Origin of the sequence: Paracoccus sp. (in: a-proteobacteria) (genome assembly GCF_030538695.1) — a bacterium.
GTDB lineage: Bacteria > Pseudomonadota > Alphaproteobacteria > Rhodobacterales > Rhodobacteraceae > Paracoccus.
On the sequence record NZ_JAUNTN010000004.1, the window covers coordinates 56,497 to 70,397 of the forward strand.

Sequence of the window (13,901 nt, forward strand, 5' to 3'; positions counted from 1 at the left end):
TATGTCCGACATTACCCGCCTCGATTCCGGCCCGCGCATGAGCCAGGGCGTCATCCATAACGGTCTGGTCTATCTGGCCGGTCAGGTTGGCCAGCCCGGCGAATCGGTGACGGCGCAGACCACCACAATTCTGGCGCAGATCGAGGATCTGCTGGCCCGCGCAGGCAGCGACAAGACCCGCATCCTGTCGGCAACCATCTGGCTGGCCGACATGGCCGATTTCGCGGAAATGAACGCGGTTTGGGACGCATGGGTGCCGCAGGGCGCAACCCCCGCCCGCGCCACCGGCGAGGCCAAGCTGGCCACCCCCGATTACAAGGTCGAGATCATCGTGATCGCGGCGCAGAGCTAAGGTAGCCCAACACGGAACGCGCCGCGCGCAGGCCCGGCGCTTCCCCTCCACGGCCAAGACGGTTCATCGTCACCTCCATCGCCATCTGCTGCGCCGCCCGCGCCGCGGGGTCAGAGAGCAGACGATCCAGCGCCGCCGCCAAGGCAGGCGGGTTGCAATCGGGGCCGATATATTCCGGCACCACCCGCGTTTCGCTGACCAGATTGACCAACGTCACCGTATCCACCCGTAGCATCGCCTGAACGATCACCCGCGTCAGCCATGCGGCGTCATAGCCAATCACCATCGGCACGCCATTCGCCGCCAGCTCCAGACTGACCGTGCCGCTGGCCGCCAGCGCCAGATCGGCAGCGGCAAAGGCAGCGCGCTTTTCGTCGGGGTCGGAAATCAGGATCGGATCGGGCCAGTCGCGGGCCATATCTGCAACCCGATCAGCCAGATGCGGCACCACCGGCACCGCCACCCGCAGCCCCGGATGGCGCTGCGCCAGCTGCCCCGCCGCCTGCCCAAAGCGCGGCCCAAGCCGGGCAACCTCGCCCCCGCGCGACCCCGGCAGCATCAGCAACAGCGGCCCGCTGACACCATGGGCTGCACGAAACGCCGCCGCCTCGGCAGGGGTTGCACGGGTTTCCGAGACAACCGGATGGCCAACGAAATCGCTGCTCATCCCGGCGGCCTGCATCAGCGGCGGCTCGAACGGCAGCAGCGTCAGCACATGGTCAATCACCCGCGCCATTTTTGCCGCCCGCCCCGGACGCCATGCCCACACCGAGGGTGCCACATAATGCACCGTCCGCTGATCCGGGATCGCCGCCCGTACCAGCCGCGCGACCCGCAACCCGAAATCCGGCGCATCAATGGTGATCAGAACATCAGGCCGAGTGGCAATGACCGCATCGGCACATTCGCGGATACGGCGTTTCAGGTGGAAATATTTGGGCAGGATCTCGGCCAGCCCCATGACCGACAGTTCCGACATGGGAAAACGGCTGACCAGCCCTTGCGCCTGCATCAAAGGACCGCCCACCCCGTCAAAGCTGACGCCCGGCACCAGTTCCCGCAGCCCCGCCATCAGTGCCGCGCCAAGCCGGTCGCCAGAGGCTTCACCCGCGATCAGAAAGACCTTCAGCACCTGCATCCGTGATCCCCCACAGGCTGATCCCGGCAGTTTGCGCCCGGCGGATCACCTCATCGCGTTCCAAAAGCAGCACCCCGCCAGCCTGAAAGGCGATGCCTGTCAGCCCCGCCGCCTGCGCCTGCGTGATGGTTTCCGGCCCGATGGCGGGCATGTCGATGCGCAGGTCTTGCCTGGGTTTCGGGGCTTTGAACAGCACCCCGCCCTTGGGGGTGTGTTGCGCCACGAAAGCCAGCATCGCCTCGGTTCCCGGCAGGGTTTCCACGGCGATGCACAGCCCGGCCGAGACCACCGCGCCCTGCCCGATGTCCAATGCGCCAAGCGCCTGCACGATGCCCTTGGCCCGCGCTGCATCCTGCTGATCCCGCGCGGAAGGCTCGCCCGTCAGCACAGCATCGCCCGGCACCAGATCCGGCGCGATGTCAGAGGCCGCGACAATCTGCATCCCCCATTCCTCAAACACCGCAATCACCTCGCGCAGCGCGCCATCATCGCCCGATTGCATGGCAGCAAGGATGCGCGGCACCAGCGTGGCAGTGCGGTTGTCGAACATTTCCGGGTCCAGCCGGGGCCTCTGGATTGCGCCCGCGAAACAGACCCGGCGGATGCCCTGTTCAGTCAGCCCGTCCAGAAACGGCACCAGCCGTTCCAGCCGGAACGGGGTCGCAGGCAGGCCCACGCCGAACCCTTCCAGCGCGAACAGCGCCGCATCGGGCTGACGACGGTGCAATTCGGCGGGCAGGCCGCCATTGCCTGCGATAATCGCCAGATCGCTCATGGATGCACCTGATGCGGCGCAAGGAAAGACCGATCCGAGGGGCCAAGAATAAAGGCCAGAACCTCGGCCTCGCGGTCGGTGACGGGTCCGGCCTCTTGCCGGGCGCGGGCGGTGTCACGGAAACTGCCCTGCCCAAGATCACCCAGCAGGTTACGCAGCGCGGCAATATCGGCGCGGCTGGCGCCGTGGCGCTTCAGACCCACAAGGTTCAGCCCGTCCAGATGGCCGCGCGGCCCCTGCACCAGACCATAGGGGATCACATCCGCCGTCACCATCGTGACCGCGCCGATCATCGCCCCACGCCCGATGCGCACGAATTGATGCACGCCCGACAGCCCGCCGACGATCACATCATCTTCCAAAATGCAATGCCCGGCGATGGCGACGTTATTCACCAGAATCACCCGGTTGCCGATCTGGCAGTCATGGGCGACATGGCTGCCCGCCATGAACAGCCCGTCATCACCCACCCGCGTCACCCCGCCGCCGCCTTCGGTGCCGGGGTTCATCGTCACATATTCGCGGATGCGGTTGCGGGCGCCAATCTCCAGCCGGGTGCTTTCGCCCCGGAACTTGAGATCCTGCGGCACCTCACCGATGCAGGCAAAGGGGTAGATTACGGTTTCCGCGCCGATCACGGTTTCGCCCGTCACGACGACATGGGATTTCAACACTGCGCCATCACCGATACGCACCTGCGGACCGACCACGCAGAACGGGCCGATCTCTGCGCCCTGCCCGATCTCTGCGCCTGGCTCGATCACCGCCGACGGGTGGATCAGCATGTCAGTCATCGGTCTTTTCCGCCATCATGGCGGTGAACTCGGCCTGCGCGGCAAGCTGGCCATCGACCAGCGCACGGCCCTCGAACTTCCAGATTTTGCCACCGCCGCGCTTGGCCTGAACGTGCAGCTCCAGCATATCACCCGGCACCACCATGCGCCGGAACTTGCAGCCGTCGATGCCCATGAAATAGGTCAGCATCGGGCGGTCGATGATGTTCATGCTGATGCCCACGACAATGGCGGCAGTCTGCGCCATCGCCTCGACGATGGTCACGCCCGGCATAACCGGCTGATCGGGGAAATGACCCTGAAAATGCGGCTCATTATTCGTGACCATCTTGATGCCGACCGCCGATTCATTCGGCACGATGTCGCGCACCTTGTCGATGAACAGGAACGGATAGCGATGCGGAATGATCCGCTTGATAAGGCTCAGGTCGGCCTCGGTATAGGGGGCGGGTTGGATGTCAGCGGCCATGATCCGTCCTTTCAGGCAAGTTTCCCACGGGTTAACAACCGGGCCTTGGCTTGGCAAGGACATGCGGGCAGGCGCGCAGCCTTAGCCGCGCCGCCGCCCCTCGGCCAGCCAGCCCGCCAGAGCCGCCCCGGCGATCAGCGCCAGCCAGCCCCATTCCGGCAGCAGCGGGCGGCGCGAGACCGCCCCCACCGCCTGCGCCCCGCGTTCGCGCAGCCCGATCCACGCGCCCGAGACGCCCTGCCCCTGCGCTGGCCGCCCCATCGCCACGCGACGGATCTGCGGGGTGCCATCCGAAAGGTTCAGCACCGCACCGCCGCTTGCCTGCGCCAGCGGTTCCAGTGCAGCGCCGTCTGCCACGGTTTGCTGAAACTCACGCGGGGCCAGCGGGCCAAGCGCGACCAGCCGCGACAAACCGCCCTCGCTCAGCCGGTAAAGACCGGGGGCCGGGGCGGTCCATTGGCCGGTGAAAAGGCCCGGTGCGGTTTCATTCAGGGTCAGGCTGGTGTCAGTATCGGGACCCGTGATCGTGACCGCGCCGACCGTGCCGGACAGGCTTTGCCGGATGACGCTGACCACCAGCCCCGAGGCGCTGGCAGACAGGGATTCCTCCTCCAGATCAGGTTCCTGCATCGACCAATGCGCGATGCGGCGCAGCAGCTCTAGCTGTGGGCCGCCGCCCTCGAAACCGCGATCCCATAGCCAGACCTGATCGCTGGCCAAAAGCGCCACCCGACCCTTGCCGACGCGGTTCAGGATCAGCAGCGGCTCGCCCTCTGCCGCCATCACCACCTGCGCAGCGGGATCGGGGATCACCGACTGACGGCGCAGCCACCGGCCCCATTCCGGCACACCTTCGGCAGTTGCGCCGGGCAGATTCGCCGTCACCGGATGGCGGCGGCCTGCATCGGTCAGTTCGGGCGTGAACGGAGCGTCCACCACCCGCCCGGTCGGACGCGCAGGCAAAATCGTGCCAAGCGGCGACAGGTTCAGGCTTTGCACACCGGCCATTTCCGGCCCCGCCGCGACCAGAATCGCCCCGCCTTCCTGCACATAGCGGCGGATATTGTCGAAATATTCTACCGGCAAAATGCCCTGAACCCGGTAGCGGTCAAAGATAATCAGGTCAAAATCCTGAATCCGGTTCATAAACAGTTCTTCGGTCGGAAAAGCGATCAGCGCCATTTCATTCGGGGCCGCGCCATCGCCCTTGTCGGGAGACCGCAGGATGGTGAAATGGATCAGATCCACCGCCGGATCGGATTTCAGCAGGTTGCGCCAGGTTCGTTCCCCCGCATGAGGCTGCCCCGAGACCAGCAAAACCCGCAGCCGGTCGCGCACGCCCTGAATGGTCAGCACGGCGCTGTCGTTGCGGTCGGTCAGTTGCCGCGGGGTCGCCTCGGGCGCATCAATGGACAGGCTGACGATATTCGCCCCGCCATGCTCGACCGCCACCGGCAGGTCCAGATCAATGCCGGGCGGCAGGTCGATCACCTGATCCGCACCGCCGTCACGGCTGATCCGCAGCCGGGCAGGCTGACCTGCGACAGCGACGGGAACTGCGCCCTGATCCTCGACCCGCAGCCGCAGGGGCACAGGCTGACCGATCAGGCCAAAACCGGGAGCTTCGACCACCACCAGCCGCCGGTCCCAATCCTGCGGCTGCCCCGTCAGCAGCGTGTGAACCGGCGCAGGCAGATCGGCGGGCAGGCTGGCCGGGTCATGCAACCGGCCATCGGTCAGGGCAATCACCCCGGCCAGCCGCTCGGCAGGTTCGGCCGCAATGGCGCGGATCAGGGCTTGTCCCAACAGGGTGCCATCGGGATCATCGCCCACCGTCACCCGGCGCAGATCGACCCCCGGCAGGGCCTGAATCTGTTCGCTCAGCCCCGCCAGCGCCGCGTCAAGCTGCGCGGGCCGGTCGCTGATCTGCTGACTGGCGCTGCGGTCATCCAGCAGGATCACAATATCAGACAGCGGGCTGCGGTCGGTGCTTTCCAGTCCCGGCCCGGCCAGCGCCGCCCCGAGCAGCACCAGTGCCAGCCCGCGCCACGGCCAGCCGCGCAACCCACACCACAGGGCAAAGCCCGCAACCAGCAGGCCAAGCCCCCCAACTGCGGCCATCAGCCACCACGACAGCGCAGGATCAAACACCAGCCGCATCAGTCCAGCCCCGGAACAAGTTGCTGTAACAGCGGATTGCCGCCCGTCAGCGGCTGATCCCCCGGCCCTATGTCCACGCCCGGCCCTGCGTCCGTCACACCCGCATCCTCGCTGCGCAGACGCTCCAGCAAAGCCGGGACATGGACCTGATCGGATTTATAGTTCCCGGTCAGCACATACATCACCAGATTGACCCCGAACCGATAGGCGATCTCGCGTTGACGTTCGCCGTCAAAGCCGCGCCCGACCGGAAAAACCGGCAGGTTACGGTCGTCGATGGCCCAGGCGGCCGCCCAGTCGTTACCGCCGATCAGCACCGGCGACACGCCGTCATTGAGGTTTCGAAACGGCACGCCCTCGGCGCTGGCGGCGCTTTCCGACGCGGCCTCGGCCCAAAGCTGGCCGCTGTCATAGCGGCCCGGAAAGGCGTCCAGCAGGTAAAAGCTGCGGGTCAGCACATGGTCGCGCGGCACCGGGGCCAGCGGCGGGATCTCCAGCGGTGCGGCCAGCCGTTGCAGCGCCGCCGCGCGGTCAGGTCCGCCGATCCCGGCCAGATCGCCGTCGCGGGTGTCGAACAGGATCACCCCGCCCCGACGCAAAAAACGGTTCAGCCGCAGGTAAGCCTCGGGCGTGGGTAGTGGCTGATCCTCGGTCACGGGCCAATAGAGCAGGGTCAGCAGCGATAAATCGTCCTGATCGAGGTCGATGGCGACCGGCTCGCCCGGCTCGACCGAACTGCGCAGGGACAGCACCCGCGACAGCCCGGCAAGGCCCTGATAAGATGTCTGGTCCAGCGCCTCATCGCCGGTCTCGACATAGGCCAGCGCGATCTGAGCGGCGGCGGCAACCAGCTTGGGTTCGGGATTATCGGGGACCTCCTGCGCCATGGGGGCCGACGGCACGGCCAGCAGCGACAGACCGGTCAGCAGCACGAGCGCGGCAACCCGCCCGCCCTTTCGCCCGCCCCGCACCAGCGCCGCCGAGGCCAGCACATCAGCCAGCAGCGCCAGTCCCGCCAGCATCAGCAAGAACGGCCGCAGCGACAATCCGGCGGCGGCATGGGCGGCCTCGACCGTCGCACCGGGCCAGTCGGCAAGGGTCAACGCAGCACCCGCGTTCAGGGCGCGGCGACGCTCGCCTGCGGTATATATCCCCGCCGGACGCCCCGGCGCGGGGCCATCCGCCAGATCGGGTTGCGGCACCGGCGCAAGCCCCTGCGGATCACCAGCACGGCCAAAGCCATCCAGCACCTGCACCGCCTGCCAATGGGTCGCGGGCTGATCCGCCGCCGGGGCCTCGGCAAGCGGCTGCCGCGCCAAGGCCACCAGCCGCGCCAGCATCTGCGGAAACAGCCCCGAGACCGGCAGCCCCGACCAATCCGCATTGGCCGTAACATGAAACAGCACCACCTGCCCGTCACCGACTGACGCGCGCGTGACCAGAGGCGTCTGATCCGCGAGCGCCGCCAGCGTCTTGGCGGCAAGGTCCGGCATCGGCTGCGCCATAAGCTGCGCCCGCACCGTGACTTCATCCGGCGGGACCAGCCCGGCGAAAGGGCCGTCCGCCGCGAATGGCAACAGCCCGCGCGGATCGCCCCAGGACAAAGCGCCGCCGATTTCCCGCCCACCGGGACGGGGAACAATGGGCAACAGCGGCTCGCCCACCAATGCCGGGTCCGAGGCCAGCGCCGGGCCGGCAAAGCGGATCAGCAAGCCGCCACCCGTGACCCATTGCGACAGGGCGGCGGCCTCGGGGGCGGCGCTTTGATCGACCAGCACGATCACATCCGGCGCGGCTTGCAGCACATCGGCCAGCCCACCTTCGATCAGGTCCACCCCGGTCAGCGCTTGCCGCAGATAGTGCAAGGGCGACAACAGCGCCTGCGCCTCGGTCATGCGGTCATCGCCCACCAGCGCGACCTTGCGCCGGGCGGTGCGGTCATCGGTCAGCAGCACCGCCCCTGCCGAGGCCGTCCCGGCAACCGCGAAACGGGTCACGCGATTGCGCAGCTCTGGCGGCAGGTCGATGGGAATGTCGCGGCGGGTGATGCCTGCGCGGGTGGTCGCCGCGCCGGTGGTCAGCCGGGCCAGAACGCGAGGAATACCCTGCGGATCAGGCCCGATCGCCTCAACCTCGGGCGCTTCAGGCGTGGTCGAGAACAGCCGCAGCGCCGGGGTCTCATCAGAGGTCAGTTCCAGCGCATGAACCGGAACGGTTTGCGACACCACCGTCACCACCCCCCGCGCTGACAGCGCCGACAGCAGCGCCGCCCGGCCCGGATGGTCCAGCCCGTCGGACAGCCACAGCGTCGTCAGCCGATCCGGCGCATCCTGCAACGCATCATGTGCATAGCCGGTCTGCCATGCGGCGGGCTGCGCCGCCTCGGCAAGCGCCACGGCATCGCTGCGCAACCCGGCCCGGCCATCCCCCAGCAGCAGCGCCACCGGACGGCCTGCCGCCTCGGCCTGCCGCAGTTCGCGCACGGCACGGGCGCGGGCGCCGTCCCAACCGGGCGCAGCACTCCAGCCCGCATCCAGTACCACCAGCAGCGGCCCGTCCTGCGGCACCGCAGCCGAAGGTCGCCAGACCGGCCCCGCCAGCGCCGCGATCAGTGCCGCCAGCGCCAGACACCGCAGCAGCATCAGCCACCACGGCGTCCGCCGCGCCTGTTGCCGCGCATCCCGCAACCCGGCAAGCAGCCCCGCCGCCGGAAACACGATCCGGCGTGGCGCAGGCGGCAAAGCCCGCAGGATCAGCCACAACAGCGGCAGCGCCAACGCCGCCACCAAAAGCCAGGGGGCCGTGAAACCAAGCGGGCCAAGATACAGCATCAGCCCTCCAGCGCCTGCATGATGCGGGCCAGCGCCGGGGCGGGTTCCGCGCCGGTGTCGTGACGTTCAAAACGCCAGCCGTGACGGGCGGCAAGATCGTGCAGCGCGGCGCGATGATCGGCCAGCCGCGCCAGATAGGCCGCCCGCAGCCCCGCCGCGTCACGAGTCAAATGCGCAGGGCTTGCGCCTGCGGAGGCCTCAAACCGGATGGCACCGGAATAGGGGAAGGTTTCCTCGTCCGGGTCGGTAATCTGGACCAGCACGCCCGACAGGCCCGCCGCCGATACGGCTTCGAGGAACTTTTCATGTCCCATTGAATTATCAAAAAAATCTGAAAACAACACAAGCCGCGTCCGAGGCTGAACCGCACCCGCATCCAGCGCCTGATCCTGCATCAGACTGACGGCCAGCGCATCGGCCTGCGCCCGGCCCGGTCGCGGGGTCTGCCCCAGCGCGGCCACCCGCTCGCCCCCGCGCAGAGCGACCAGCCCCAGCGCCAGCGCCAACAGCCGGGCGCGATCGGCCTTGGTCGGGCGACGATCCGCGCCGCGCCAGTTCATCCCCGCCGCCGGGTCCACCCAAAGCTGCACCGCCTGCGCCCGTTGCACCTCGCGTTCGCGCACAAAACGCGCGTCAGATCGGGCGCTGCGCCGCCAGTCGATCAGCCCCGCCGGGTCACTGTCCTGCGCCGGACGATATTGCCAGAAATCCTCGCCCGTCCCGGCCCGACGCTGACCATGCGCCCCCGGCGCGACCGAAGCCGCCAGCCGCTCGGCCGCCAGCAGCAGCACGGGCAGGCTGGCCGCAACGGTCTCGGCCTGCGCACGGAAACCTGCGAAGGTGGGCGACCTGCTCACGCGGCCAGCCGCTCGCGTTCCGCCAGCAGGCGGGCAATGATCTCAGCCACATTTTGTCCCTGCGCACGGGCTGCAAAGCCAAGCGCCATGCGGTGCCGCAGCACAGGCGCAGCCATCTGGTCGACATCCTCCAGCGTCGGCGCAAAGCGCCCGTTCAGCACCGCCCGCGCCCGGCAGACCAGCATCAGCGCCTGTGCTGCCCGCGGTCCCGGCCCCCACACCAGCGCATCATTGACCCAGGCCGCAGCCTCTGGCGTGCCGGGGCGCGCAGCACGAACCAGATCAAGGATCGCCGCCATCACGCTTTCCCCCACCGGCATCCGCCGGATCAGCGCCTGCGCCTCCAAAAGCCCCGCCGCATCAAAGACCGGATGCGGCTTTCCCTGCTCGGTGCCGGTGGTGGCCAAGAGGATCGCAGCCTCGGTCTGACGGTCAGGATAGCCCACATCGACCTGCACCAGAAAACGATCAAGCTGCGCCTCGGGCAGCGGATAGGTGCCTTCTTGCTCGATCGGGTTCTGCGTCGCCAGCACATGAAACGGGCGGCCCAACGGGCGGTGCTGACCGGCGACGGTCACTTCGCCTTCCTGCATGGCCTGCAACAGCGCCGATTGCGTGCGTGGGCTGGCGCGGTTGATCTCGTCGGCCATCAGCAGTTGCGTGAAAACCGGGCCTTCGACAAAGCGGAACACCCGCCGCCCGTCAGGATCGCTGTCCAGAACCTCGGACCCCAGAATATCAGCTGGCATCAGATCAGGGGTGAACTGGATACGGGCCTGATCCAGCCCCAACACCGTGGCTAACGTATCGACCAGCATGGTTTTCCCCAAGCCCGGCTGCCCGACCAGCAGCGCGTGGCCGCCCGACAGAATGGCCGCGAGAACCTGCTCGACCACCTGATGCTGACCGACGAAGCGCCGTTCCGCGCTGGCACGCGCCTCGGCCAGCCGCGCGGTCAGGTTTTCCACCGCTTTCACCAGATCCGTATCCTCCACCATGACAAGCCCCTGTTCCTGCGTTATCACCATCATATTCAATGAAAGCCGGACAGACCACCAGAGCCATGCCCGATAAAGATCACAAACCCGCCGATGATCCCACCGCCCGTCTGGCCGCAGCGGGCAAAGGCAGCCGCCCGGCCCCGGTGCATCTGTGGAACCCGCCCTATTGCGGCAAGATGGACCTGACCATCCGCGCCGACGGCAGTTGGTGGCATGAAGGCACCCTCATCACCCGCCCGGCGCTGGTGCAGCTTTTCGCCAATATCCTGAAATATGAAGATAACCGCTTTTATCTGGTCACGCCGGTGGAAAAGCTGGGTATTACTGTGCAGGACGCGCCATTTCTGGCTACCGATCTGGACGACACGCCCGAGGGGCTGCGGTTTCAGATCAACTATGCCCCGCCCGTGATCGCCGGACCAGAGAACCCCCTGCGGGTGGATTTTGCGCCGGATGGCACCCCGCGCCCCTATGTGCTGGTGCGCCCCGACCTGTGGGCGCTGATCGACCGCAAAACCTTTTACCGGCTGGCAACACGGGCCACGTCTGGTCCCGACGGCCGCGCGGGCGTGACCTCGCAAAACGTATTCTTTCCGTTGGAGGGCCAGCCGTGAGCCGTTTCGCCGCCAATCTGACCTTTCTGTTTATCGAGATGCCGATTCTCGACCGCTTTGCTGCCGCGAAAAAAGCCGGGTTCGAGGGGGTGGAAATGCTGTTCCCCTATGACATTCCGGCGCAGGATCTGGCCAAGGCCGCGAAAAAGCAGGGGTTGGAGTTCGTCTTGCTGAACGCCCCCGCCGCGAATTGGGCGGGCGGGCCACGCGGCTTTGCCGCCGATCCTGACGGACGCCCCCGGTTCCGCCATGATTTCGACCGCGCCCTGCGCTATGCTCAGATGCTCGGTTGCCGCCATATTCACCTGATGTCCGGCAGTTTCAAAGGCGACGAGGCCCATCACACCATGGTACAGAACCTGCGCTGGGCCTGCAATCGCGCGCCCCACGCCAGCCTGACAATCGAGCCGCTGAACCCGCAGGACATGCCGGGCTATTTTCTGGATAATTTCGATCTGGCCGCCGAGATCATCGCAGAGGTGGACCAGCCCAACCTTGGCCTGCAATTCGACGCCTATCACGCGCACCGGCTGACCGGTGATGTGATCGGCACCTGGGACCAGCATTGCCATCTGGCCCGCCACATCCAGATCGGCGGCTATCCCGGCCGCCATGAACCCGATCACGGCGTCATCGACTTTCCCCGGTTCTTCCGCGCCGCCGAGGCCGCTGGCTATCGCGGCTGGATCTCAGCCGAATATGTGCCGTTCAGGACCACGGCCGCAGGTTTGGGCTGGCTGAAACAAGAGCTGTCAGCCAACGCCTGATCATTTTTACCGGCAACAGGATGGAACCCACGCGGGCGTCACGCGGTTGTCACCACAATGCAACCCGCCGCGCCAAGCGGCCTGTTAATGAGGCAAAAACCATGAACTCTATCATCTATCTGGTCGGTCTGGTCGTCGTTGTTCTGTTCATTCTGGGGATGCTCGGCCTGCGCTGATCCGGCAGGACGATGTCGCAAAGGGGCGCCTTCCGGTGCCCCTTTTTGCATCTGTGCTGGCAATTCCGGGGCAACCGCGTTAGGGGGCGTCAACTTGACGCAAAAGGCCCCAAAATGGACATTCGCAACATCGCGATCATCGCGCACGTTGACCACGGCAAAACCACCATGGTTGACCAGCTTTTGAAACAATCCGGCAGCTTCCGCGAGAATCAGGCCGTGGCAGAACGCGCCATGGACAGCAACGATCTGGAACGTGAACGCGGCATCACCATTCTGGCCAAGGCCACTTCGGTCGAATGGAAAGGCACCCGCATCAATATCGTGGACACCCCCGGCCACGCCGATTTCGGCGGCGAGGTCGAACGCATCCTGTCCATGGTGGATGGCGTCTGCCTGCTGGTCGATGCCGCCGAAGGCCCGATGCCGCAGACCAAGTTCGTGACCTCCAAAGCGCTGGCTTTGGGGCTGCGCCCGATCGTGGTGCTGAACAAGGTGGACAAGCCCGCCGCCGACCCCGACAAGGCGCTGGATGAGGTGTTCGACCTGTTCGCCAACCTCGGTGCCAATGACGAACAACTTGATTTCCCGCATATTTACGCCAGCGGCATCGGCGGCTGGGCCGATGCGGAGCTGGATGGGCCGCGCAAGGATCTGTCGGCGCTGTTCGACCTGATCGTGAACCACGTCCCTGCCCCGGCGCAGATCGCGCATCAGTCCGAACCCTTCCGTATGCTGGCCACCACACTGGGCGCCGACCCGTTCCTGGGCCGCCTGCTGACCGGCCGCGTCGAATCCGGCACCGCCAAACCGGGCGACACCATCAAGGCGCTGTCCCGCGACGGCGAACGGGTGGAACAGTTCCGCATTTCCAAAGTGCTGGCATTTCGCGGGCTGACCCAACAGCCCATCGACGAGGCCGTGGCCGGTGACATCGTGACCATCGCCGGCATGGCAAAGGCCACCGTGGCCGACACGCTTTGCGCGCCCGAGGTCGATGCCCCGCTGGATGCGCAACCAATCGACCCGCCCACCATCAGCGTCACCTTTGGCATCAATGATTCGCCGCTGGCGGGCCGCGACGGCAACAAGGTGCAGTCCCGCGTCATCCGCGAGCGCCTGATGAAAGAAGCCGAATCAAACGTCGCCATCCGGGTCGAGGACACCCCCGGCGGGGAAGCCTTCATCGTCTCGGGGCGGGGCGAATTGCAGATGGGTGTGCTGATCGAGAACATGCGCCGCGAAGGGTTCGAACTGTCGATCTCGCGCCCCCGCGTGATCTACCGTGACGAGGACGGGCAGCGCATGGAGCCGGTCGAAGAAGCCATCATCGACGTGGACGACGAATACACCGGCGCGGTAATCGAAAAGCTGACCGGCGACCGCAAAGGCGATCTGGTCGAGATGAAACCCGCAGGCCACGGCAAGACCCGCATCGTCGCGCATGTGCCGTCACGCGGGCTGATCGGCTATCACGGCGAGTTTATGACCGATACCCGCGGCAATGGTGTGCTGAACCGCATTTTCCACGGCTGGACCCCGTTCAAGGGTAACATTCAGGGCCGCCGTCAGGGCGTTCTGATCTCGATGGAGGACGGCGATTCGGTAGCCTATGCGCTGTGGAACCTCGAAGAACGCGGCAAGCTGTTCATCGGCGCACAGGAAAAGGTCTATCAGGGCATGATTATCGGGGAACATTCCCGCGATAACGACCTGGAGGTGAACCCGCTGAAGGGCAAGAAACTGACCAACGTGCGCGCCTCAGGCACCGATGAGGCCGTGCGCCTGACGCCCCCGGTCCGCATGAGCCTTGAGGAATCCATCGCATATATCGACGATGACGAGCTGGTTGAGGTCACGCCCAAGCACATCCGCCTGCGCAAGCGCCACCTTGACCCGCATGAGCGCAAACGCGCCGCCCGCGCGGAAAGCTGAAACGGCAGCAGCGGGGGTTTCACACCCCCGCA

The 13,901-nt window shown here is 66.5% G+C and carries 13 protein-coding genes; 5 read left to right on the top strand and 8 right to left on the bottom strand.

The genetic code is table 11. The annotated features are described in order from the left end of the window. Window position 1: 1 nt before the first annotated feature. Window positions 2-352: a RidA family protein gene (locus Q4G24_RS02965; RefSeq protein ID WP_303365011.1), complete on the top strand. Its 351-nt coding sequence runs from the start codon at window positions 2-4 to the stop codon at window positions 350-352. Here Q4G24_RS02965 and lpxB read toward each other — a convergent pair. The 8 genes from lpxB to Q4G24_RS03005 form a co-directional block, all read right to left on the bottom strand. Further along, window positions 327-1,481 carry a lipid-A-disaccharide synthase gene (gene lpxB / locus Q4G24_RS02970; protein ID WP_303365117.1) on the bottom strand — a complete coding sequence of 385 codons (1,155 nt, stop codon included), beginning with the start codon at window positions 1,479-1,481 and terminating at the stop codon, window positions 327-329. The two genes, Q4G24_RS02965 and lpxB, sit on opposite strands and share 26 nt — an antisense overlap. Then, window positions 1,456-2,265 (bottom strand): LpxI family protein, encoded by an 810-nt coding sequence (locus Q4G24_RS02975; protein WP_303365012.1) that lies wholly within the window; start codon window positions 2,263-2,265, stop codon window positions 1,456-1,458. Before Q4G24_RS02975 ends, lpxB begins: the two co-directional genes overlap by 26 nt. After that, a complete protein-coding gene (gene lpxA / locus Q4G24_RS02980) occupies window positions 2,262-3,059 on the bottom strand; it encodes an acyl-ACP--UDP-N-acetylglucosamine O-acyltransferase (protein ID WP_303365013.1) in 798 nt (265 codons plus the stop codon). The genes Q4G24_RS02975 and lpxA overlap by 4 nt, the downstream gene beginning before the upstream one ends. Beyond that, a complete protein-coding gene (fabZ, locus tag Q4G24_RS02985) occupies window positions 3,052-3,528 on the bottom strand; it encodes a 3-hydroxyacyl-ACP dehydratase FabZ (RefSeq protein ID WP_303365014.1) in 477 nt (158 codons plus the stop codon). Before fabZ ends, lpxA begins: the two co-directional genes overlap by 8 nt. A gap of 81 nt (window positions 3,529-3,609) precedes the next feature. Beyond that, window positions 3,610-5,691: a hypothetical protein gene (locus Q4G24_RS02990; protein ID WP_303365118.1), complete on the bottom strand. Its 2,082-nt coding sequence runs from the start codon at window positions 5,689-5,691 to the stop codon at window positions 3,610-3,612. Next, window positions 5,688-8,519, bottom strand: a complete 2,832-nt coding sequence (locus Q4G24_RS02995; RefSeq protein ID WP_303365015.1) for a DUF4159 domain-containing protein — start codon at window positions 8,517-8,519, stop codon at window positions 5,688-5,690. The genes Q4G24_RS02990 and Q4G24_RS02995 overlap by 4 nt, the downstream gene beginning before the upstream one ends. Then, window positions 8,519-9,376 (bottom strand): DUF58 domain-containing protein, encoded by an 858-nt coding sequence (locus Q4G24_RS03000; RefSeq protein WP_303365016.1) that lies wholly within the window; start codon window positions 9,374-9,376, stop codon window positions 8,519-8,521. Before Q4G24_RS03000 ends, Q4G24_RS02995 begins: the two co-directional genes overlap by 1 nt. Further along, window positions 9,373-10,374 carry a MoxR family ATPase gene (locus Q4G24_RS03005; RefSeq protein WP_303365017.1) on the bottom strand — a complete coding sequence of 334 codons (1,002 nt, stop codon included), beginning with the start codon at window positions 10,372-10,374 and terminating at the stop codon, window positions 9,373-9,375. Before Q4G24_RS03005 ends, Q4G24_RS03000 begins: the two co-directional genes overlap by 4 nt. Window positions 10,375-10,439: 65 nt before the next feature. Here Q4G24_RS03005 and Q4G24_RS03010 point away from each other — a divergent pair, with 65 nt between their 5' ends. The 4 genes from Q4G24_RS03010 (at window position 10,440) to typA (ending at window position 13,869) form a co-directional block, all read left to right on the top strand. Next, window positions 10,440-10,991: a DUF1285 domain-containing protein gene (locus tag Q4G24_RS03010; RefSeq protein WP_303365018.1), complete on the top strand. Its 552-nt coding sequence runs from the start codon at window positions 10,440-10,442 to the stop codon at window positions 10,989-10,991. Next, window positions 10,988-11,758 (top strand): hydroxypyruvate isomerase family protein, encoded by a 771-nt coding sequence (locus Q4G24_RS03015; RefSeq protein WP_303365019.1) that lies wholly within the window; start codon window positions 10,988-10,990, stop codon window positions 11,756-11,758. Before Q4G24_RS03010 ends, Q4G24_RS03015 begins: the two co-directional genes overlap by 4 nt. Before the next feature lie 20 nt (window positions 11,759-11,778). Then, the gene (locus tag Q4G24_RS03020; RefSeq protein WP_303365020.1) at window positions 11,779-11,934 is read left to right on the top strand and encodes a hypothetical protein; all 156 of its coding nucleotides are present in this window, start codon (window positions 11,779-11,781) and stop codon (window positions 11,932-11,934) included. A gap of 114 nt (window positions 11,935-12,048) precedes the next feature. Beyond that, window positions 12,049-13,869, top strand: coding sequence for a translational GTPase TypA (gene typA, locus Q4G24_RS03025; RefSeq protein WP_303365021.1), 1,821 nt, complete (start codon window positions 12,049-12,051; stop codon window positions 13,867-13,869). The last annotated feature ends 32 nt before the right edge of the window (window positions 13,870-13,901 follow it).